Origin of the sequence: Sinorhizobium sp. 7-81, assembly GCF_030124405.1 — a bacterium.
GTDB classification, from domain to species: Bacteria; Pseudomonadota; Alphaproteobacteria; order Rhizobiales; family Rhizobiaceae; genus Sinorhizobium; species Sinorhizobium psoraleae.
This window is the reverse complement of sequence record NZ_JASKLT010000011.1, coordinates 60,961-80,982: the sequence shown is the minus strand read 5'-3', so window position 1 is coordinate 80,982 and position 20,022 is coordinate 60,961. Positions and strand designations below refer to the sequence as shown.

Here is a 20,022-nt window from a genome sequence, read left to right as displayed (position 1 = left end):
GCGCCGCGCCTGGAGTATGTGACATGCAGGGAATTCTCTACGAAGAAGCGTCGATCTGGCAGTTCCTCTTCATCACCTGTGTACTGGGCGGCTGGACCGCCTGGCGGACGGGTAAGAGCGTCGCCGAGAGCTGGCATAACTTTCCGCGACTGCTGGTCTACGTGGCGCTGCTGGGCTGGGGCATTCGCTTCATCCATCACGCGCTCTTCGAAGGCACGATGTTCAGCCTCCAATACTATGTCGTGGACACGATCGTGCTTTTGTTGTTTGCTACCGCCGGTTTCAGGTACTACCGGACCAGGCAAATGACCAACATCTACTACTGGCTTTATGAAAAAGCTTCGCCTTTCTCCTGGAAGGCCAAATAAGGGAACAGCGCGTGCCGGTCCGCCGCGGCCGGTGCGAAAGAAACACCGGCGCAATTAAAGTGGGCATTGCGCAGGCTTGGAAAACGAGACCCGCTCGAATATTTGGGAGTAACAAGATGAAAAAGTCTCTTCTGTCGGCCGTTGCGCTGACGGCAATGGTCGCCTTTAGCGGCTCTGCATGGGCTGACATTCTGGTCGGCGTTGCCGGCCCGCTGACCGGCCCGAACGCTGCCTTCGGTGCCCAGCTCCAGAAAGGTGCCGAGCAGGCCGCTGCCGATCTCAACGCTGCAGGCGGCATCAACGGTGAACAGATCAAGGTCGTGCTCGGCGACGACGTGTCCGACGCCAAGCAGGGCGTTTCGGTCGCCAACAAGTTCGTTGCTGACGGCGTGAAGTTCGTCGTTGGTCACTTCAACTCGGGCGTGTCCATCCCGGCTTCGGAAATCTACGCCGAAAACGGCATCCTGCAGATCACGCCTGCCTCCACCAACCCGCAGTTCACCGAGCGTGGTCTGTGGAACACCTTCCGTACTTGCGGTCGCGACGACCAGCAGGGCGCGGTTGCCGGTGCTTACCTTGCCGCCAACTTCAAGGACGCAAAGATCGCCGTCGTTCATGACAAGACCCCCTATGGCCAGGGCCTTGCCGATGAAACCAAGAAGGCGATGAACGAAGCCGGTCTGACCGAAGCCCTCTATGAAGGCATCAACACGGGCGACAAGGACTTCTCCGCGCTCATCGCAAAGATGAAGGAAGCCGGTGTTTCGATCGTCTATTACGGTGGTCTGCACACGGAAGCCGGCCTGATCATGCGCCAGATGAAGGACCAGGGCCTGAAGGCAACGATGATGTCGGGCGATGGTATCGTCTCGAACGAACTGGCCTCGATCGCTGGTGACGCCGTCGACGGCACGCTGATGACCTTCGCGCCGGATCCGCGCAAGAACCCTGAGGCCAAGGAACTCGTCGAGAAGTTCCGCACTGCCGGCTTTGAACCGGAAGCCTACACGCTCTACGCCTATGCTGCCCTCCAGGTCATCGCCGAAGGCGCCAAGGCTGCCGGCGGCAACGATCCCCAGGCTGTCGCCGAAGCGATCAAGGCCAAGGGTCCGTTCAAGACCACGATCGGCGAGCTCGGCTACGACGAAAAAGGCGACATCACCCGCCCGGACTACGTCATGTACACCTGGAAGAAGGGTGACGACGGCAAGTACAGCTACTTCCAGAACGAATAGTCATCGTTCGACCCGCTTTGGAGGACCCGGCGTGCAAGCGCCGGGTCTTTTTGTTCTACAGCGCCGCGCGTCTAATCGGACGGGCCAAGATCGCTGTAGAACTTTGAGTTCCTGCATGATTCCTCAAATCGATTCCGATTCAAGGAATCATGCAGTAGGGCGGCATCCGCGCCGTTCGATGTCTTCGTGACTGGAAGCAGCGTTATTTCAGCAGCGATGTGCGCAGCGTCGCGATCTCCTGCTTGAGCCGGACGAGCTCCGCAGGCTCCATCCCGGTCGCGCTGGCAATGCCGTACGGAACGTTGTCGGCCTTTTTCCGCAAGGCGCGGCCGGTTTCCGTCAATTTCACGCGCACCTGCCGTTCGTCGGTCCTGTCGCGGACCCGCGTAACGTAGCCCATGCTTTCGAGGCGCTTCAGCATGGGGGTGAGCGTGCTCGATTCCAGAAAAAGCCTTTCACCCAAATTGCCGACGGTCTGGTCGTCCTTTTCCCAAAGGACGACCATCACGAGATATTGCGGATAGGTGAGATCCAACTCGTCAAGCAGCGGCTTATAGACGCGCGTGAACGCATGGTTCGCCGAATAGATTGCGAAGCACAGGAAATTGTCGAGCTTCATAAGGTCTTCGTGAGAAGGACTTTCTGCCTTGGTCATTGTCATAACCCAGATTTCGCCATGCGATAAAAATAAATCGTTCGCGATCTAATCGCAAGGTATTGACACGTGAAATTCGACGCGATAACTATCGTGCACGATTTAATTGATGGCTATTCAAGTTCAGAACTGATATATGTCGCGCACGATTTAATCGTGTATTCGGATTAGGCTCTTCAACGGGAAACAAGGAGCACTCCCATGACAAAGATACAGGCAAACGCAATCGCGAACGGCATCTCTCGAAGAGGCGTGCTGGCTGGCACTCTGGGCGCCGTTGCGGCAGTATCTGCCGTCCGCCCGGCGTCGGCGGCAACCCCCGCGAAGACAGCAACCAGCAACAGCGAAGGAGCAAGGATCATGGGCAGCAGGATCATCACCCGCGACGGCGTCGAAATCTATTACAAGGACTGGGGTCCGAAAGACGGACCGGTGGTCGTGCTCAGCCACGGCTGGCCGCTGTCGTCCGACAGCTGGGAGGCCCAGGCCCTTCATCTCGCCAACAACGGCTTCCGCGTCATCACCCATGACCGCCGCGGCCATGGCCGCTCCAGCCAGCCCTGGGACGGCAACGACATGGACCACTATGCCGACGATCTCGCCGAACTGATCGAACAGCTGGATCTCACCAACATCTTCCTCGCGGGCTTCTCCACCGGCGGCGGCGAAATCTCCCGCTATATCGGCCGCCACGGCACCAAGCGCGTCGCCAAGGCCGGACTGATCTCGGCGGTGCCGCCCTTGATGGTCAGGACCGAGGCGAATCCCGGCGGGTTGCCGAAAGAGGTGTTCGACAATCTGCAGGCGGCAAGCCTCGCCGACCGCTCGCAGCTCTACAAGGATGTCGCCTCCGGCCCGTTCTTCGGCTTCAACCGGCCGGGCGCCAAGGTCTCTCAGGGCATGATCGACAGCTTCTGGCTGCAGGGCATGATGGGTGGCCACAAGAACACCTACGATTCGATCGTCGCCTTCTCGCAGACCGACTTCACCGAGGACCTGAAGAAGTTCGATGTGCCGACGCTGATCATCCATGGCGACGATGACCAGATCGTGCCGATCGATGCGGCGGCGCGGGCCTCGAAGAAACTGGTGCCGCACGCGACGCTGAAGGTCTATCCGGGCGCTCCGCACGGCATCACCGACACCCACAAGGATCAGCTCAACCACGACCTGCTTGAATTCGCGAGGTCGTAATTCGCGCGAAAGAGAAGAGGGCGCCCGCCGCGCGTCTTATAAGACGCTCAAAGGACGCTATAGCACTTTGAACTGCTGCATGTTTTCATCCTTAAATCGGCTACGATTTAAGGGAACATGCAGTAGCGGCGCCCTCTTACTTTTCACGGGACAGGCTGTCCGCAGGCGCGATTTTGTGCACTATCCGGAGCCGATTCTTCATTCTCGGAGGATAATCCCATGACCGCAAAGCCGCGCATTCTTCTCACCCGCCGCTGGCCACGAGCCGTGGAAGAGATACTTGCCCAACGGTTCGAGACAGTCTTCAACGAACGGGATGTGCCCCTCGATGCCGCCCAGCTTGCAGAGGGGCTTCGCAACTTCGATGCCTTGCTGCCGACAGTATCCGATCGGCTGCCTGCACCACTCTTCAAGGACCGTGACCTTCGCTGCAGGATTCTCGGCAACTTCGGGGTGGGCTACAACCACATCGACGTCGAAGCAGCGAAGGCCTCTGGTGTCGTGGTGACGAACACGCCGGGGGTCCTCACCGATTGCACGGCGGATCTCGCCGTTTCGCTGCTGCTGACCGTCGCGCGGCGTGCCGGCGAGGGCGAGCGGCAGGTGAGGGCAGGCGAATGGGAAGGCTGGCGCCCCACGCATATGATCGGAACGAAAGTCACTGGCAAGACGCTAGGCATAGTCGGTTTCGGCCGTATAGGCAAGGCGATGGCCAAGCGCTGCCACTTCGGCTTCGACATGGACGTGGTCTTCTACAACCGGTCGAAAGTCGCGGAAGAGGAAGCGCAGCGCTTCGGCGCCCGTCAACTCGACACGATCGAGGATGTCCTGAACGAATCCGACTTCGTCTCCCTGCATATCCCCGGCGGCGGCGAAAACCGGCATCTGATCGATGCGGCGCGCCTCGCGACCATGAAGCGGGGCGGCTATCTCATCAATACCGCCCGCGGGGACGTGGTCGACGAGAAGGCGTTGATCGAGGCGCTTGAAAGCGGCGTGATCCGTGGGGCCGGCCTAGACGTCTACGAGGCGGAACCGCAGGTGCCCGCGCGGCTGCGGGCGCTCGAGAACGTCGTGGTCCTGCCGCATCTCGGCAGCGCCACGGAAGAGACGCGAAACGCGATGGGCATGAAGGTCGTCGACAACGTCACGGCATTCTTCGCCGGTCGTGAACCGCCGGACAGGGTGGCTTGAGTTGTCCCGCCTCCACAGCGCGAGTCCCGCAAGGTCGCAGGAATTCTCGTTGCGAAACAACATCTTGACTTTGGGGGTCGGCGCACGGACGATGCCGCCATCGGTGCATGCCGTATCACAAGGATATACGACGGCCGCTCATGAATGATGCAGTGATCATCGCTCCGCAGCGGGCGTGGGGAAGGGGGCGGCTGGTTGCCAAATCCCGGAGCGGCCGCGCGTGCATTGCCGAACTCTATCAGGAAGGCTGCGCCAAGATCCGCCTGCCGCGAACCTTTGACGCATCGATGGAAGCAGTGCTCATCAACTCGTCCGGCGGGGTCACCGGCGGCGACCGGGTAACTTGGGCGTTCGAAGCGGGAGAAGGCACGGCCCTGACGTTGACGACGCAGGCCTGCGAAAAGATCTACAAGGCAAGTGCGGGAACGGCCGATATTTCGACGCGGATTTCTGTTGCCAGCGGAAGCCGGGTCGATTGGCTGCCGCAGGAAACCATCCTCTTCGACCGCGCATCCTTGTCGCGATCGCTGGAGGTCGACCTTGCCGAAGACGCGACCTTTCTGGCGGTCGAGGCGGTTCTTCTCGGCCGCAAGGCCATGGGCGAGGTGGTCCAGGCTGGTCTCTTTCGTGACCGCTGGCGGGTGAGAAGCGGCGGTCGACTGCTGCACGCCGAGAACCTGACGCTCGCCGACGATATCGCAGCACTTGCCGGGCGCTCGGCGGTGCTCCGTGGCGCCGCTGCCTTTGCGACGCTGCTCTATGTCGGGACGGATTGCGAACGGATGCTTTCGAGGCTGCGAGGAACGATCGGCGACCGCGCGAGCGCCGGTGCCAGCCATTTTCGGGTTGCCGGTCGCGACAAGCTGGTTGCCCGCGTTGCGGCGACCGACGGCTTCGCGCTCAGAAAAATTCTCGTCCCGCTTATTTCGCACTTGCGTAACGATGCGTCTGTGCCGAAAGTCTGGACTCTCTGATCCCACAATCCATTGGACGGCGACGCATGAATCTCACTCCGCGCGAAAAAGACAAGCTGTTGATTTCCATGGCGGCGATGGTCGCTCGCCGGAGGCTGGAGCGGGGCGTGAAGCTCAATCATCCGGAGGCGATCGCCCTCATCACCGATTTCGTCGTCGAAGGCGCGCGCGACGGGCGGTCCGTGGCTGAGCTGATGGAAGCCGGCGCGCACGTGCTGACCCGCGACCAGGTCATGGAAGGAATTCCGGAAATGATCCATGACATTCAGGTTGAGGCGACTTTCCCCGACGGAACGAAGCTCGTCACGGTCCACGAACCGATCCGTTAGGAATGACAGGCGACGAGGAGCAGCTTTCCGACTGGATCGACATCAACATTGAAGAGGGCAACCATGCTGAGCCTGCGTCCGAACTGCGAATGCTGCGATCGCGACCTGCCGCCCGCGAACCGGGACGCGATGATCTGCACCTTCGAGTGCACATTCTGTGCCGACTGCGCCGAAAATAGACTTGGCGGCGTCTGCCCGAATTGCAGCGGAGAACTGGTCCGCCGTCCCGTCCGCCCAGCGGCGATGCTCGTGAAATATCCGGCGTCGACGGAGCGCGTGCTGAAGCCGCAGGTTTGCGCGGGCGGCGAAGCGGCGTGAAGAAGGAGAGGGAACATGATTCCAGGCGAAGTCATCGCGGCCGACGGCGAAATTGAACTGAACGCCGGTTTCGAGGCCGTCACCATCGAGGTTTCCAATTCCGGCGATCGTCCAGTGCAGGTCGGGAGCCACTATCATTTTGCCGAAACCAACCCGGGCCTGATCTTCGATCGCGATGCCGCCCGCGGTAAACGGCTCGACATTCCGGCGGGCACGGCTGTGCGCTTCGAACCCGGCCAGACGAGGCAGGTGACGTTGATCCAGCTTTCAGGCAAGCGCGAGGTGTTCGGCTTCCGTCAGGCGGTGATGGGCAAGCTATGAGGATTTCCGCCCCTCTCGTCGGCTTGCTTCTGCTGTCAGCGGTCTCCGCAGTCGCACAGGAACAGCCAACGGTCGATTGCCAGAATGCTGTGACGCAGACGGACATGAACATCTGCGCTGGCCAGGACTATGACAGAGCCGACGCGGAACTGAACAAGGTCTACAAGCAAGCGGTCGCTGCCACGCAGGCAATGGACAAGGAGCTTGGCGAAATCGATGCCGCCTATGTCGGGGCCAACGAGGCGTTGAAGAAGGCGCAACGGGCCTGGATCGGCTATCGCGACGGCCAGTGCGAACTGGCCGGGTTCGAGGCGCGCGGGGGCTCGATGGAGCCGATGCTGGTTTCGGGCTGCCTGGCGGAACTGACCCGCAAGCGAACCACCGAATTGAAGCAACTCCTGGAACCGAGCGGAAACTGATCGTTGAGCGGCCGTACCATCACGATCGTGGGCAATGGCGATGTGCCGGAAGGGGTGGCGCCTGTGATCGATGCCGCCGACCTCGTCATCCGCTTCAACGATTGCCGCTCGGTCGGCAAGGGCGGCTCCAGGACCGATATCATCGCGGTCTGCAATACCGGCCGTCCTGCGCTTTCGATGCTCGGCGGCGGTCGATGGAAGACCAGCGAGGCAGTGCGCCAGGCGAGCGCGATATGGAGCGTTCGTTCCGGTGCGAAGTTCGCCGCCATGCGCGCGGATCTGGCGAGGACGCACCCCGACCTCGACGATCTTTGCGACGATTACACGACAGGTTTCGAGGCTTTCGCGCGCGCGACCGGTCGGCGCCATCGGGTGATCCCGATGGAAACGCATGAGCGGCTCGACCGCGATCTCGCTCTTTTCGAGCCGGCCCCTTATGTCGTACCGTCGAGCGGCTTGGTGGTGATCGCCGACATCCTGTCCGATTTCGTCCATCTCGGAGATGACGTGGTGCTTGCCGGTTTCGGCCACAGCGGCTGGGAATGGCATCCCTTTGCCGCCGAGCGCCGCTACGTCGACGCACTTGTCGCCGAAGGCCGCCTGCGCCGTCTCGGCCAATCCCAATCTTCAGACTTTTCCCAAGGAGCCTGAGCCCATGCCTTACAAGATGTCGCGCGCAGCCTATGCCAACATGTTCGGTCCGACTGTGGGCGACAAGGTACGCCTCGCCGATACCGAGCTTTTCATCGAGGTCGAGAAGGATTTCACGACCTATGGCGAAGAGGTGAAGTTCGGCGGCGGCAAGGTTATCCGCGACGGCATGGGGCAAAGCCAGGTAACGCGCGAGGCCGGCGCCGTCGATACGGTGATCACCAATGCACTGATCGTCGACCATTGGGGGATCGTGAAGGCGGATATCGGTCTCAAGGATGGGCGGATCGCGGCGATCGGCAAGGCCGGCAATCCGGACACGCAGCCCGGAGTAACGATCATCGTCGGGCCGGGCACGGAAGTCATTGCCGGCGAGGGCAAGATCGTCACGGCCGGCGGCATGGACAGCCATATTCACTTCATCTGCCCGCAGCAGATCGAAGAGGCGCTGATGAGCGGCCTCACCTGCATGCTCGGCGGCGGCACCGGCCCGGCGCATGGCACGCTCGCAACGACCTGCACGCCAGGCCCCTGGCACATCGCCCGGATGATCGAGGCGGCGGACGCCTTTCCGATGAACCTTGCGTTTGCCGGCAAGGGCAATGCGTCTCTCCCCGGCGCGCTCGTGGAAATGGTACTGGGCGGAGCCACTTCGCTGAAGCTGCACGAGGATTGGGGGACGACGCCGGCGGCGATCGATTGCTGCCTGTCGGTCGCCGACGAATACGACGTTCAGGTGATGATCCACACCGATACGCTGAACGAGAGCGGCTTTGTCGAAGATACGATCACCGCGATCAAGGGCCGAACGATCCACGCTTTCCACACGGAAGGGGCGGGCGGCGGCCATGCGCCGGATATCATCAAGATCTGCGGCCAGCCGAACGTCATTCCGTCTTCGACCAACCCGACGCGGCCCTACACGCTCAACACGCTGGCGGAACATCTCGACATGCTGATGGTCTGCCACCATCTGTCACCCTCCATCCCGGAGGACATCGCCTTTGCCGAAAGCCGCATCCGCAAGGAAACCATCGCGGCAGAGGACATCCTGCACGACATCGGCGCCTTCTCGATCATCTCGTCCGACAGCCAGGCGATGGGCCGCGTCGGGGAAGTGGCGATCCGCACCTGGCAGACGGCCGACAAGATGAAGCGCCAGCGCGGGCGACTCAAGGAGGAGAGCGGCGACAACGACAATTTCCGCGTCAAGCGCTACATAGCCAAATACACGATCAACCCCGCGATCGCGCACGGTCTCAGTCATGAAATCGGCTCGCTCGAAGTCGGAAAGCGCGCTGATCTCGTCATCTGGAACCCGGCCTTCTTCGGCGTGAAGCCAGATATGGTGCTGCTCGGCGGCTCGATCGCCGCGGCACCGATGGGCGATCCGAATGCCTCGATCCCGACGCCGCAGCCGGTTCATTACCGGCCGATGTTCGGAGCCTATGGGCGGAACCGCACCAATTCCTCCGTCACTTTTGTTTCGCAGGCATCGCTCGATGCCGGGCTCGCGGGAAGGCTCGGCGTTGCCAAGCAGCTCGTTGCCGTCCAGAACACCCGCGGCGGTATCGGTAAGGCGTCGATGATTCACAACAGCCTCACGCCGCATGTGGAGGTCGACCCGGAAACCTACGAGGTGCGTGCCGACGGCGAGTTGCTGACCTGCGAGCCGGCGACGGTGCTGCCGATGGCGCAGCGTTATTTTCTGTTCTAGGTCGGGCTGCTCTGGGGCATTTGTGAATGAAGCGAACGGTCAAGCGGTTCTTCACGGCCGTTGTGCTCCTGCTGCTCGCCGTCGCGTGCGGGGCTTTGATCCCGCGTCCCTTCATGCCTGTCCACGCCTCGTCCGAAATCGCGGGATCGCGACGAATCCTACTGCTATCCGGGCCGATTCACACCGACATCGCAATTCCCCTGGACGACGCGTTGCGCGCAAGGTTCGATTTTGTTGAAAGCGCTGGCGTGCCTCTTCGGCATCCAGATGCGGAATGGCTGATTTTCGGGTGGGGAGGGCGCGCCTTTTACCTGGAAACGCCGACCTGGGGCGATCTTAAACCGCTACCGGTTTTGCGGGCACTGAGCCTCGATCGTTCCGTGATGCACGTCGACATCGCAGCACGCATCGTCGAACCGCAGGCATCAGTTGCTGGATTTGAAGTCGACCATGCGGAGTTCGAGCGGCTCGTGACCTTCATCTCCAACAGCTTCCGGAGAGAAGCCGGCCAAGCCGTCCCCATTCGTAACTTCTCCTACGGTCCGGACGATAGGTTCTTCGAGGCGAGGGGCTATTTCAACGCCCTGTTCGGCTGCAACACCTGGACTGCCAGTGCATTGAGATCAGCCGGCATTCGGACCGGAATCTGGAATCCCTTTCCGGCGACACTTGGCGTCTCGCTCGACCTCTACAATTAGCAGCGCGAAAGACCGACGGGCGGGCCAGAAAGCCATGCAGTTGCCGCATGGCAGCCATGCCAGCCACCGAAACCGGCTCTTCGATGCTGCACTGCAGCGGAATCTTCGGTAGGAAAAGCTCTCACTTTTCCGCCGGCTGCGCTTCCTCCAAGACCGATCGCGGCCGGCAGCCTGTCCTGAAGGAGATGATGATGCTCGGCAGAAAAGTTCCCGCTGTAACCTTCCGCACCCGCGTCCGCGATGAAGCCGTCGGCGGCTCCAATCCGTTCCGCTGGCAGGACGTTTCGTCGGACGAGTATTTCGCCGGCAAGCGCGTCGTGCTGTTTTCGCTCCCGGGTGCCTTCACGCCGACCTGCTCGACCTACCAGCTTCCGGACTTCGAAAAGCTCGTTGCCGAGTTCCGCGCCGAAGGCATCGACGAGATCTATTGCATCTCGGTCAACGACGCCTTCGTGATGAACGCCTGGGGCAAGTCGCAGAATCTCGAAAACGTCAAGCTGATCCCGGACGGCTCCGGTGAATTCACCCGCAAGATGGGCATGCTGGTCGCGAAGGACAATCTCGGCTTCGGCATGCGCTCCTGGCGTTATGCCGCCGTCGTCAACAACGGTGTCGTCGAGCAGTGGTTCGAAGAGGAAGGCTATTCCGACAATTGCGACAGCGACCCATATGGCGTTTCCTCGCCGCAGAACATTCTCGCGGCTCTCCGGTCGCAGAAGATCGCTGCCTGATAAAGCCGATCGCCGGCGCGTCCGGAAAGACGCACAGGCGCTGAAATAGAGAGGAGGCCCCGTTGCTCCGGCAGGCTGCGGAAACCATTTCGCTTTCCGCCTTCCTGCTGGCGCCGGGGCCTTTTCTTGTTACATTGGTGCTGGAGAGGCGCAGCGAGGATCAATGGTTTACGTCATCGCATATCGGAAGGCACATGCGGGCAAGGGCGATGACGTTGTCGCCTTGGCGGCACAGCTGATCGAGGCCACACGCAAGGAAGCGGGCTGCGTCAGCTACGATCTCTACCGCAACCCTACGGAACCGGACACCCTGGTCTTCGACGAGAACTGGAAAGATCGAGCGGCCGTGGACGCACATTTTGCCGAGCCGCATCTGAAAGCCTTTCAGGCGGCGATGGCGGACGTTCTGGCGGACGCTCGCATCGAGGTCGTGCACCCGGAAAGGATAGAGGTGATCTGACGTGCCTTATCGCTCGACCGAAGTTCTCTCGCCGGGCCCCGCAGACAAGGTGCCGCTCCACAGCGTGACCTTGGCGCATGATGGGCGCCATCTGCGGCGCAAGCTGTTGCATCTCGAAAACGACGACGTGGTGATGCTCGACCTCAAGCAGCCGGTGATGCTCGCGGATGGCGATCTGCTCGTGCTGGAAGGAGGCGGCTATATCCGGATAAAGGCCGCCGACGAGGCGCTTTACGAGGTTCGTGCGCGAGACATTCTGCATCTCATCGAACTCGCCTGGCATCTCGGCAATCGGCATCTTCCGGCAGCGGTCGAGCAGGGACGGATCCTGATCGGCCGCGATCCCGTCATCCGCGTGATGCTCGAAGGCCTCGGTGCCACCGTCAGCGAAGTGACGGAACCCTTCCAACCACTGCGCGGCGCCTATCATGGTGGCGGGCACAGCCACGACAATCATGGGCATGGCGGTCACCACCACAATCATGGCTGACCAGGCCGACACACGGGCGCTCCTGCGTCTCGCCACCTGGCTATCGCCTGCTTTTCCGGTCGGTTCGTTTTCCTATTCCGGGGGGCTGGAGCAGGCGGTCCACGATGGCCTGGTGACCAGTGCCGAAGAGCTGCGGCTTTGGCTCGAAACGCTTCTGACGCGTGGTGCCATCTGGAACGACGCCCTTCTGCTGGCCGAGTGCTATCAGGCGCATGACGATCCACAACGACTGAAGGCGGCGAGCGAGTTGGCCGAAGCGATGGCCGGTTCGTACGAGCGTCACATGGAAACCATGCTGCAGGGCGAAGCGTTTCTTGTCGCTGCGCGTAACTGGCCGGGCGCCGTATTCGACCTGCTTGGGCCTGTAGCAGCCTATCCGGTGGCGGTCGGTGCCGTGGCGGGCGCGCATCGAACGGGATTGCGAGCTGCGCTTGCTGCCTATCTCGGCGCCGCGATGTCGAATGCCGTTTCTGCCGCCATCCGATCCGGCGTCATCGGCCAGCGCGATGGCGTCGGTGTACTGGCCGCTCTCGAAAGCACGATTGCCGCTGTCGCCGATCATGCTGCGCAAGCCTCGCTGGACGAGCTTGGCTCGGCGACGATCATGGCCGATATTTCGTCGCTGAGACACGAGACCCTGCACACCCGCCTGTTCCGCTCCTGACGGGCGGCCGCATTCTGAAAGGACAAGCAAAGATGCCATCGAAAAACGGTCCCCTTCGCGTTGGTATCGGCGGCCCGGTCGGTTCCGGCAAGACGGCGCTGACCGACAAGCTGTGCAAGGCGATGCGCGAGAAATATTCCGTCGCCGTCGTCACCAACGACATCTACACCAAGGAGGACGCGGAGGCGCTGGTGCGCATGCAGGCGCTGCCGTCGGAGCGGATCGTCGGCGTCGAAACCGGTGGCTGTCCGCACACGGCGATCCGCGAGGACGCATCGATCAATCTCCAGGCGATTGCCGATCTCAATCGCCGGATTCCCGATCTCGACGTGGTCTTCATCGAATCCGGTGGCGACAATCTGGCGGCGACCTTTTCTCCCGATCTCGCCGATCTCACGATCTACGTCATCTCGGTCTGCCAGGGCGAGGAAATTCCGCGCAAGGGCGGACCGGGGATCACCAGATCCGATCTCCTTGTAATCAACAAGAAGGATCTCGCACCTTATGTCGGAGCCGATCTCGATGTGATGGAGCGGGATGCGGAGCGGATGCGCGCGGCAAAGCCCTTCGTGTTTTCGGATATGAAGCGTGGCGACGGTGTCGACCGGATCGTCGAATTCCTGACGGTGGAGGGAGGGCTTTAGTCAGTCTAGACTGCGCGACGCGGACGGGTCAGAACCTCTCGAGCGCCTGCCGATCGCGGATTTCAATCACACGGCCCTTTACGGTGACGCCCGACTGGCGGAGCATCGAAAAAGCGCGCGACAAGGCCTCCGGCGCAAGACCGAGCTTGCCCGCAAGGACGTTCTTCTGGAACGGCAGGCGGAAAGAGAAGCTGCTCAGCCCATCCGGACAATGGCTGAGGATATAGCTCGCGACCCGCTGGGGCGCGGTGAGCAGACGGTCCTCGGCAAGGCAGTCTTCCGTCATCTTGCCATGATGGCAGAGAAGTTCGATGAGCGCCTGGGCGACGTCGGTGTTCTCCGCAGCAAGCTGGCGGAGCTTGCGGCTTTCAAGCCGCGCGACGATCAGAGGCTCGGCCGCCTGCGCGTTGGCAGTGGCGCGATGGTCCAGGAACATGGCGTTTTCGCCGAAGATCTCGCCCTTGGGGAAAACGGCGATATCGGCTTCGCGACCGTCCTTGCCCAATCGGTAGAGACGAACAAGTCCCGAGAGCACGAAGAAGACGTGGTCGACCGGCTCGTCCTGACGAAACAGGATGTCGTGTTCTTCGTGGGTGGAAGCGATTGTCCCGTCGAGGATGGCCTCTGCCGTCGCCCGCGGTAGTCTCGCGAAGAAACGTGAATCGAAAAGAACGGCTCTATCGTTGGAGGTCAGTCGCAGGGTCTTCATCGTGCCATCCCGAATGGATCGAACCGACCCTAATCGGTCATCGAGACATGCGGATTGACCCTAATCAAATAATTTTCACAAAATATGGCCCGCGCATGGCTGCGCGGGCTTCAGGTGACGGTTCGCGTCTGCTGACGCAGACGCCTCTATTCTGCAGCAAGCGCGGGATGGTTGATGACCTTGCGGTCGGACTTGCCGTCACGCTGCGCTTCCAGCGTCTTGATGCGCTCCTGCAGTTCCTCGATCGTATCGCCGTGCTCGGCCACCCGTTCGGTGAGCGCCGCGCTGTCGAGCGGCAGGTTTTCCTCGTCCTTCTTGCCGACGAACCGACCGAAGATACGGGCAAGCAGCCGCGACAGGTCGTCCATGATCAGGAAGAAGGAAGGAACGACGACGAGGCTCAGCACGGTCGAGACGATAATGCCGCCGATCACCGCGATCGCCATCGGCGCACGGAAGGAGCCGCCTTCGCCGACGCCAAGGGCCGACGGCAGCATGCCCGCGGACATGGCGATCGACGTCATGACGATCGGGCGGGCGCGTTTGCGGCCGGCCTCGATCATCGCCAATCCCCGGTCCATGCCGTGATGCATCATTTCGATTCCGAAATCGACGAGCAGAATCGCGTTCTTGGTGACGATGCCCATCAGCATAAGGATACCGATGAGGACGGGCATCGAGAGCGCGTTCTGAGTGAGGATCAGCCCGGCCGCCACGCCGCCGATCGCGAGCGGCAGCGAGAACAGGATTGTGAACGGCTGGATGACGTCCTTGAACAGCAGGATGAGCACCACCAGCACCATCATCAGGCCCAACAGCATGGCGTTGCCGAAGCTCTCCTGCATCTCGGCCTGCACTTCGGCATCGCCGCTTTCGAGGAACTCGACGGTACTCGGCAACTTCGCTTCGGCCGCGATCTGCTTGAAGCGATCGGACGCGGTGTTGAGCGCAACGCCGATCGGCAGGTCCGCGCCAAGTGCCACGACGCGGTTGCGGTCGTAGCGCTTGATTGAGCTCGGGCCTTCCGAATAGTTGATGTCCGCGACGCTTGAAAGCGGAACTGTAGCGCCCGATGCGGTCTGGATCTTCAGGTTGCGGATCGCCGCGATATCGGTGCGGAAATCGCGGTTGAGCTGCACCCGGATCGGAATCAGCCGGCCGTCGAGCGCGATCTTCGTGAGCGCGGCGTCGATATCGCCAATCGTAGCGACACGGATCACCTCGGAGATCTGGGCCGTCGTGATGCCAAGGCGGGACATCTGGTCAGCGCGTGGACGGATCTGCAGCTCCGGCCGCGGCAGCGCGCCATCGGGGCTGACATTGGCGAGCAGCGGATCGCTGCGCAGCTTCGCCTCGAGGGTCGCCACAGCCGCGTCCAGATCCGCCTCGTTGTTCGAGAGCAGGTTGAAGGACAGGTCGCGTTCGCCGCGGTCATTCAGCTTGATGACCCGAACGTCAGGGATCGATTGCAGCCGCGCGAAGATCTCCTTTTCGATCTGCGACTGCGGCTTGGTGCGCCCAGCGGGTGGCAGCTTCGGCAGGTATTGGCCGATCAGCGGCGTGCGGCCGATGACGTCGTTGACTATCTTGTTGATCAGCGAATGGTCTAGCTTCTTGAGAAGCACGGTCACGGCAGCGCGGCGCAGCTCCAAGTCGCCCTTGGGCGATGCGCCGCCAAGCACGAAGACGTTTTCGACGCCTTCGATGTCCTTGACGCGGTTGTAGATTTCCGCTGTCGTCCGGTCCGTGTCCTCGAGCATCGCGTCCGGCGGAAGCTCGATCGACAGGCTGACGCGCGATGCGTCCTCGGGCGGGAGGAAGCTGCCCGGAACCTGGAACAGGAAGTAGACGGAAACGACGAGGCAGGCGATGGCGGCGAGAAGCGTCGTATAGCGCCAGCGCGTCGTCACGCGGATGAGGCCCGTATAGAGCTTCATGATCGCGCTGTCGTCGTCACCGTGGTGGCCGCCGCCGACGTCCGTGGGCTTCATCAAGTAGGCCGCCATCACGGGTGTGATCAGGCGGGCGACCAGCAGCGAGAAGAACACGGAGACAGCGACCGTCAGGCCGAACTGGATGAAGTATTGGCCCGGGATGCCCGGCATGAACGAGACCGGGACAAAGACCGCGATGATGGTGAACGTGGTGGCGATTACCGCAAGACCGATCTCGTCCGCCGCTTCGATCGCGGCCTTGTAAGGCGACTTGCCCATGCGGATATGCCGCTCGATGTTCTCGATCTCGACGATTGCGTCATCGACGAGGATACCGGTCGCGAGCGTCATCGCCAGGAAGCTCACGAGGTTGAGCGAGAAACCGAGAAGCTCCATCACCCAAAAGGTTGGAATGGCCGAGAGCGGCAGCGCCACCGCCGAAATCAATGTCGCGCGCCAGTTGCGCAGGAAAAGCATTACCACGAGGACGGCGAGCAGGGCGCCTTCGATCAACGTGTGAATAGCGGCCTCGTAGTTGCCGTAGGTGAAGTAGACCGAATCGTCCACCTTCTCGATAGTGACATCCGGATGTTTCGCCCGGATTTCGTCGAGCGTCTTGGCGACCGTTTCGGCGACGGTCACTTCGCTGGCGCCCTTGGCGCGGAATACCGCGAAGGTGACGCCGGGGTTGCCGTTAAAGCGGGAAAACGACTTCGGCTCCTCATAGGTGTCGGTCACCGTGCCGAGTTGCGACAGGCGAACGAAGCGACCGTTCGGGAGCGAAATCATCGTATTGGAAAGCTCGGCTACGTCGCGCGTGTCGCCGAGCGTACGGATCGCCTGTTCGCTGCCGCCGACCTGGCCGCGGCCGGAACCGAGATCCATGTTCATCCGGCGAAGCTGGCCGTTGACATCGGCGGCCGTGATGCCGAAGGAGTTCAGCCGGTCTTCATTGAGTTCGATGCGGACTTCGCGGTCGGAGCCGCCGTAACGGTCGACACGGCCGATGCCGCTTTTACCCTGGATCGCGCGCTTGATCGTGTCGTCGACGAACCAGGAGAGTTCCTCGAGCGTCATACCGGGGGAGGACACGGCGAACGTCTGGATCGCCTGGCCTTCGACGTCGACCTTGGAGACGATCGGCTCTTCGATCGAGGTCGGCAGGTCGCTGCGGATGCGGTCGATCGCGTCCTTGACGTCCTGCACGGCTTGAGTCGTCGGCACCTCCATGCGGAAGATGACAGCGGTCGTGGAACTGCCGTCGGTGATCGTCGATTGGATGTGGTCTACGCCCGAAACACCCGCGACCGCATCCTCGATCTCCTTGGTAACCTGGGTCTCGAGTTCGGCGGGGGCGGCACCGCTCTGCGTGACGCTGATCTGAACGATCGGCACGTCGATGTTCGGGAAGCGGGTGATCGGCAAGGAATTGAACGACTGCCAGCCGAGCACGACCAGTACAAAAAAGGCCAGGATGGGAGCGACCGGATTGCGGATAGACCAGGCGGAGAAGTTCATGGTCGCTGTTCCCGTCAGTTGGTTGCCGGTTGCGCGGATTTGACCGGCTTGATGCGGTCACCGTCGCGTACATAGGCGCCGGCCTTTGCCACTGCCTGTTCACCTGCTTTGAGGCCGGAAAGGATTTCGACGTACTGTCCGTCCTGGATACCGGTTACGACCGGAACCAGCCGGACCACGCCGTCTTCGACCTTCCGGACGATCGCCTTACCGTCTTCTGCTGTAACAGCCGTTTGCGGCAAAACAACCGTTTGCTTCTGCTGAACGATGATGGTCGCGGCGGCATACATGCCGGAGCGGGCCTTGGAGGTGTCGCTGAGAGTAATATGCACTTTTCCAAGCCGCGTCTGCGGGTCCACGATCGGTGCGATCAGGCGAATCTTGCCTTCGATCGTCGTGCTGCTGCCGGCAAGCCTGACGGTCGCCGGCTGGCCGACCGCAAGTTTGATGATGTCTGCTTCGGCGACATCCGCCTTCATCTCGATGATGCCATCGCGGATGATCGCAAACAGCGGCTCGCCGCTGCCGCTGGCGATGGCTCCGACCTTGGCGTTCTTGACGGAAATGACGCCGCTGACGGGCGCTTTCACCGCGGTGCGGGCGAGGCGGAGGTCGATGTCATCGATCTGGGCCTGGACCACCTTGATGTCGGCGGTGGCAACGCCGACGGATTGCTCGGCGGAGCGGACGCGGGCGCGTGCGGCGACCGCAAGTGCCCTCACGCGATCGGCCTCTGCCGTCGGCACGGTGCCGTTTTCAGATAGCCGCGCTGCACGGTCGGCGACCCGCGTTGCTTCCTCGGAATTCGCCGTGGCCTCGGCGAGCTGGGCGCGCAACTGCGCGAGAGCGGCTTCCGCTTTGGCGAGATTGGCTTCGAGCTGGCTCTTCTGCAAGAGAAGCGCATCGTCATTGAGAACGACCAGCGTGCTACCTTCTTCGACCTTGTCGCCAACATCGACATTCAGCGATCGGATGGAGAGACCGTCGACCAGCGGCGAAACATAGGTTTCCTCGACGGCCTCGATGGAGCCCGTCGCGATGACGCGGTCACTGATCGATTGCTGCACCGCCTCGGTAACGACGATAGAGGGCAGAGCCTGCGATTGTTGCGGCTTGACGGCTTCTTCGGCGAAGGCGCTGGAAAATGCGCTGAGCGTCATTGCCGCGCAGGCGCTGAAAAGAGGTAGGAGTCTCTGAGCCATCGGCCAATTTCCCAAAAAATGAAATGCCGGACATCGCCCTGGATGGCTGGTCTGGCTTAATTCACGCTGTTTCTTGTGTTCCAGCGCCGGCGACGGATCGCCAAGTGGCAGTCGTGGCCCACAAGCTTAAAAATCTTTGCCCCAATGCAGGCGGTTTCAAACCGCATACATCGAGTCCAGGAAAAAGTTCCCTAAACGGCAATGCTTAAGAAAACGATTTCCTCCCTGCGCCTGCCCACCCAAACGCTTTGTTCTATGTAATCGTCGCGCGAAATGCTTACAAGGTCGCTGAAGCGATGGTGCCTCATTATTCCTATTCTTGTGTGCCTCGCGATGCAATACTGGTAGTGCGGCAAAGGGTTCAACTTAGGCGCGACCTTTTGTCTGTGGCCTCCGCTGATCCTGCTGCGCCGCCCCTTCCGATGCACAAAGGTCGCCGCAGCACTTTGAATTGCTGCAGCAGGACGGCGCCAGGCATCAAGAAAAAGAGCGCGCGGCAAGGGCCGCACGCTCCGCTTTTTATCGGTTTGGCGCTTTTTACTTAAGCGCTTCGTCCGTCACTTCGTGCGTCCAGGCGCCTGCCGGCTCCTTGGAGATGACCGGATCAGAGCCGCCGGCAAGCAGCGACTGAACCGTGCGCTTGTAGTCGGCTTCATCGAGAGCGCCGTTCGAGCCGGCCGTCAGCTTGGCGATTTCGCCCATCATGCGCTTCTGGTGCTTTTCCGTCTGGGCACCGGTGGAATCGTTCTCAAGAACGATATCGGCAGCCTCGTCCGGGTTTTCCTCGGCGTATTTCCAACCCTTCATGGAGGCGCGGACGAACTTCACCATTCTTTCCTTGAAGGCAGGGTCCTTGAGCTTGTCCTCGAGCACGTAAAGCCCGTCCTCGAGAGTAGCTACACCCTGGTCCTCGTATTTGAAGGTGACGAGGTCTTCCGCCTTGATGCCGGCGTCGATCACCTGCCAATACTCGTTGTAGGTCATCGTGGAGATGCAGGCGGCCTGCTTCTGGATCAGGGGGTCGACATTGAAGCCCTGCTTCAAGACGGTCACACCTTCCGGACCGCCATCCGTCGGGATCTTCAACTGCGACATCCAGGAGAGGAACGGATATTCGTTGCCGAAGAACCAGACGCCGAGCGTCTTGCCCTTAAAGTTATCAGGGCTCGTCACGCCGGATTCCTTGAGACAGGTCAACATCATGCCGGACTTCTTGAACGGCTGGGCGATGTTGACGAGCGGCACGCCCTTTTCGCGCGTGGCGAGGGCGGAAGGCATCCAGTCGACGATGACATCGGCGCCACCGCCGGCAATCACCTGTGCGGGCGCGATATCCGGACCGCCCGGTTTGATATCGACGTCGAGGCCCTCTTCCTCGTAGAAGCCTTTGTCCTTGGCGACATAGTAGCCGGCGAACTGGGCCTGGGTGACCCACTTCAATTGGAGCGTAACCTTGTCGGCGGCATTGGCATGGAAGGCGGCAAGCGAAAAGACGCCGACTGCAAGCAGAGATGCAAGTTTCTTGTTCATGTCTGTTCCCTCTTATTGTTGGTTCATACTCATCGTCGCTTCATTTTAAAGCGCGTCGCATTCAACA

Annotated in this window: 22 protein-coding genes; 17 read left to right on the top strand and 5 right to left on the bottom strand. The window is 61.3% G+C overall.

Annotated elements, in window-relative coordinates:
• The first annotated feature begins 23 nt into the window (after positions 1-23).
• Both QN224_RS26520 and QN224_RS26515 read left to right on the top strand, forming a co-directional pair.
• A complete protein-coding gene (locus QN224_RS26520) occupies positions 24-368 on the top strand; it encodes a DUF6867 family protein (RefSeq protein WP_173509399.1) in 345 nt (114 codons plus the stop codon).
• Positions 369-484: 116 nt separating this feature from the next.
• Entirely contained in the window at positions 485-1,603 is a 1,119-nt protein-coding gene (locus QN224_RS26515; RefSeq protein WP_173509400.1) for a branched-chain amino acid ABC transporter substrate-binding protein, read from the top strand.
• 202 nt (positions 1,604-1,805) lie between these two features.
• On the opposite strand, the gene QN224_RS26510 is transcribed toward QN224_RS26515, so the two are convergent.
• Positions 1,806-2,258: a MarR family transcriptional regulator gene (locus tag QN224_RS26510; RefSeq protein ID WP_283979050.1), complete on the bottom strand. Its 453-nt coding sequence runs from the start codon at positions 2,256-2,258 to the stop codon at positions 1,806-1,808.
• A 201-nt stretch (positions 2,259-2,459) separates the two neighbouring features.
• On the opposite strand from QN224_RS26510, the gene QN224_RS26505 reads away from it, so the two are divergent.
• The 15 genes from QN224_RS26505 (at position 2,460) to ureG (ending at position 13,062) form a co-directional block, all read left to right on the top strand.
• Positions 2,460-3,452 carry an alpha/beta hydrolase gene (locus QN224_RS26505; protein WP_283979049.1) on the top strand — a complete coding sequence of 331 codons (993 nt, stop codon included), beginning with the start codon at positions 2,460-2,462 and terminating at the stop codon, positions 3,450-3,452.
• A 219-nt stretch (positions 3,453-3,671) separates the two neighbouring features.
• Positions 3,672-4,646 (top strand): D-glycerate dehydrogenase, encoded by a 975-nt coding sequence (locus QN224_RS26500; protein WP_283979048.1) that lies wholly within the window; start codon positions 3,672-3,674, stop codon positions 4,644-4,646.
• A gap of 140 nt (positions 4,647-4,786) precedes the next feature.
• Positions 4,787-5,620, top strand: a complete 834-nt coding sequence (locus tag QN224_RS26495; protein WP_283979047.1) for an urease accessory protein UreD — start codon at positions 4,787-4,789, stop codon at positions 5,618-5,620.
• A gap of 26 nt (positions 5,621-5,646) precedes the next feature.
• Positions 5,647-5,949 (top strand): urease subunit gamma, encoded by a 303-nt coding sequence (locus QN224_RS26490; protein ID WP_173509405.1) that lies wholly within the window; start codon positions 5,647-5,649, stop codon positions 5,947-5,949.
• Between the two features lie 63 nt (positions 5,950-6,012).
• A complete protein-coding gene (locus tag QN224_RS26485; protein WP_283979046.1) occupies positions 6,013-6,267 on the top strand; it encodes a DUF1272 domain-containing protein in 255 nt (84 codons plus the stop codon).
• A gap of 15 nt (positions 6,268-6,282) precedes the next feature.
• Complete coding sequence (locus tag QN224_RS26480; RefSeq protein ID WP_173509407.1) at positions 6,283-6,588, top strand: urease subunit beta; 306 nt, start codon at positions 6,283-6,285, stop codon at positions 6,586-6,588.
• The gene (locus QN224_RS26475; RefSeq protein ID WP_173509408.1) at positions 6,585-7,007 is read left to right on the top strand and encodes a lysozyme inhibitor LprI family protein; all 423 of its coding nucleotides are present in this window, start codon (positions 6,585-6,587) and stop codon (positions 7,005-7,007) included. The genes QN224_RS26480 and QN224_RS26475 overlap by 4 nt, the downstream gene beginning before the upstream one ends.
• A 3-nt stretch (positions 7,008-7,010) precedes the next feature.
• Positions 7,011-7,658, top strand: coding sequence for a Urease operon accessory protein (locus tag QN224_RS26470; RefSeq protein ID WP_283979045.1), 648 nt, complete (start codon positions 7,011-7,013; stop codon positions 7,656-7,658).
• Positions 7,659-7,662: 4 nt separating this feature from the next.
• Positions 7,663-9,375, top strand: a complete 1,713-nt coding sequence (gene ureC / locus QN224_RS26465) for an urease subunit alpha (protein ID WP_283979044.1) — start codon at positions 7,663-7,665, stop codon at positions 9,373-9,375.
• 26 nt (positions 9,376-9,401) lie between these two features.
• Positions 9,402-10,073 carry a TIGR02117 family protein gene (locus tag QN224_RS26460; RefSeq protein ID WP_283979043.1) on the top strand — a complete coding sequence of 224 codons (672 nt, stop codon included), beginning with the start codon at positions 9,402-9,404 and terminating at the stop codon, positions 10,071-10,073.
• Positions 10,074-10,264: 191 nt separating this feature from the next.
• A complete protein-coding gene (locus QN224_RS26455) occupies positions 10,265-10,804 on the top strand; it encodes a peroxiredoxin (protein WP_173509412.1) in 540 nt (179 codons plus the stop codon).
• Positions 10,805-10,967: 163 nt separating this feature from the next.
• The gene (locus tag QN224_RS26450; RefSeq protein ID WP_283979042.1) at positions 10,968-11,264 is read left to right on the top strand and encodes a putative quinol monooxygenase; all 297 of its coding nucleotides are present in this window, start codon (positions 10,968-10,970) and stop codon (positions 11,262-11,264) included.
• A gap of 1 nt (position 11,265) precedes the next feature.
• Positions 11,266-11,754 (top strand): urease accessory protein UreE, encoded by a 489-nt coding sequence (gene ureE / locus QN224_RS26445; protein ID WP_283979041.1) that lies wholly within the window; start codon positions 11,266-11,268, stop codon positions 11,752-11,754.
• Entirely contained in the window at positions 11,747-12,418 is a 672-nt protein-coding gene (locus QN224_RS26440; protein WP_283979100.1) for an urease accessory protein UreF, read from the top strand. The genes ureE and QN224_RS26440 overlap by 8 nt, the downstream gene beginning before the upstream one ends.
• Before the next feature lie 32 nt (positions 12,419-12,450).
• Positions 12,451-13,062, top strand: coding sequence for an urease accessory protein UreG (gene ureG, locus QN224_RS26435; protein WP_283979040.1), 612 nt, complete (start codon positions 12,451-12,453; stop codon positions 13,060-13,062).
• 28 nt (positions 13,063-13,090) lie between these two features.
• Here ureG and QN224_RS26430 read toward each other — a convergent pair whose 3' ends face one another.
• The 4 genes from QN224_RS26430 to QN224_RS26415 all read right to left on the bottom strand — a co-directional run bounded on the left by QN224_RS26430 (position 13,091) and on the right by QN224_RS26415 (position 19,955).
• Positions 13,091-13,771 (bottom strand): Crp/Fnr family transcriptional regulator, encoded by a 681-nt coding sequence (locus QN224_RS26430; protein WP_283979039.1) that lies wholly within the window; start codon positions 13,769-13,771, stop codon positions 13,091-13,093.
• Positions 13,772-13,917: 146 nt separating this feature from the next.
• Complete coding sequence (locus QN224_RS26425) at positions 13,918-17,223, bottom strand: efflux RND transporter permease subunit (RefSeq protein ID WP_283979038.1); 3,306 nt, start codon at positions 17,221-17,223, stop codon at positions 13,918-13,920.
• Positions 17,224-17,237: 14 nt separating this feature from the next.
• Positions 17,238-18,425, bottom strand: coding sequence for an efflux RND transporter periplasmic adaptor subunit (locus QN224_RS26420; protein WP_283979037.1), 1,188 nt, complete (start codon positions 18,423-18,425; stop codon positions 17,238-17,240).
• A gap of 537 nt (positions 18,426-18,962) precedes the next feature.
• Positions 18,963-19,955 carry an ABC transporter substrate-binding protein gene (locus QN224_RS26415; protein WP_283979036.1) on the bottom strand — a complete coding sequence of 331 codons (993 nt, stop codon included), beginning with the start codon at positions 19,953-19,955 and terminating at the stop codon, positions 18,963-18,965.
• Positions 19,956-20,022: the final 67 nt, after the last annotated feature.

Bases quoted from the DNA above. Each gene is read 5' to 3' on its own strand.
- QN224_RS26520 (WP_173509399.1), top strand. From the start codon at position 24: ATGCAGGGAATTCTCTACGAAGAAGCGTCGATCTGGCAGTTCCTCTTC.
- QN224_RS26505 (WP_283979049.1), top strand. From the start codon at position 2,460: ATGACAAAGATACAGGCAAACGCAATCGCGAACGGCATCTCTCGAAGA.
- QN224_RS26430 (WP_283979039.1), bottom strand. From the start codon at position 13,771: ATGAAGACCCTGCGACTGACCTCCAACGATAGAGCCGTTCTTTTCGAT.
- ureC (WP_283979044.1), top strand. From the start codon at position 7,663: ATGCCTTACAAGATGTCGCGCGCAGCCTATGCCAACATGTTCGGTCCG.
- QN224_RS26515 (WP_173509400.1), top strand. From the start codon at position 485: ATGAAAAAGTCTCTTCTGTCGGCCGTTGCGCTGACGGCAATGGTCGCC.
- QN224_RS26480 (WP_173509407.1), top strand. From the start codon at position 6,283: ATGATTCCAGGCGAAGTCATCGCGGCCGACGGCGAAATTGAACTGAAC.
- QN224_RS26420 (WP_283979037.1), bottom strand. From the start codon at position 18,425: ATGGCTCAGAGACTCCTACCTCTTTTCAGCGCCTGCGCGGCAATGACG.
- ureG (WP_283979040.1), top strand. From the start codon at position 12,451: ATGCCATCGAAAAACGGTCCCCTTCGCGTTGGTATCGGCGGCCCGGTC.
- QN224_RS26425 (WP_283979038.1), bottom strand. From the start codon at position 17,223: ATGAACTTCTCCGCCTGGTCTATCCGCAATCCGGTCGCTCCCATCCTG.
- QN224_RS26455 (WP_173509412.1), top strand. From the start codon at position 10,265: ATGCTCGGCAGAAAAGTTCCCGCTGTAACCTTCCGCACCCGCGTCCGC.
- QN224_RS26475 (WP_173509408.1), top strand. From the start codon at position 6,585: ATGAGGATTTCCGCCCCTCTCGTCGGCTTGCTTCTGCTGTCAGCGGTC.
- QN224_RS26440 (WP_283979100.1), top strand. From the start codon at position 11,747: ATGGCTGACCAGGCCGACACACGGGCGCTCCTGCGTCTCGCCACCTGG.
- QN224_RS26500 (WP_283979048.1), top strand. From the start codon at position 3,672: ATGACCGCAAAGCCGCGCATTCTTCTCACCCGCCGCTGGCCACGAGCC.
- QN224_RS26490 (WP_173509405.1), top strand. From the start codon at position 5,647: ATGAATCTCACTCCGCGCGAAAAAGACAAGCTGTTGATTTCCATGGCG.
- QN224_RS26495 (WP_283979047.1), top strand. From the start codon at position 4,787: ATGAATGATGCAGTGATCATCGCTCCGCAGCGGGCGTGGGGAAGGGGG.
- QN224_RS26415 (WP_283979036.1), bottom strand. From the start codon at position 19,955: ATGAACAAGAAACTTGCATCTCTGCTTGCAGTCGGCGTCTTTTCGCTT.
- QN224_RS26485 (WP_283979046.1), top strand. From the start codon at position 6,013: ATGCTGAGCCTGCGTCCGAACTGCGAATGCTGCGATCGCGACCTGCCG.
- QN224_RS26460 (WP_283979043.1), top strand. From the start codon at position 9,402: ATGAAGCGAACGGTCAAGCGGTTCTTCACGGCCGTTGTGCTCCTGCTG.
- QN224_RS26450 (WP_283979042.1), top strand. From the start codon at position 10,968: ATGGTTTACGTCATCGCATATCGGAAGGCACATGCGGGCAAGGGCGAT.
- QN224_RS26510 (WP_283979050.1), bottom strand. From the start codon at position 2,258: ATGACCAAGGCAGAAAGTCCTTCTCACGAAGACCTTATGAAGCTCGAC.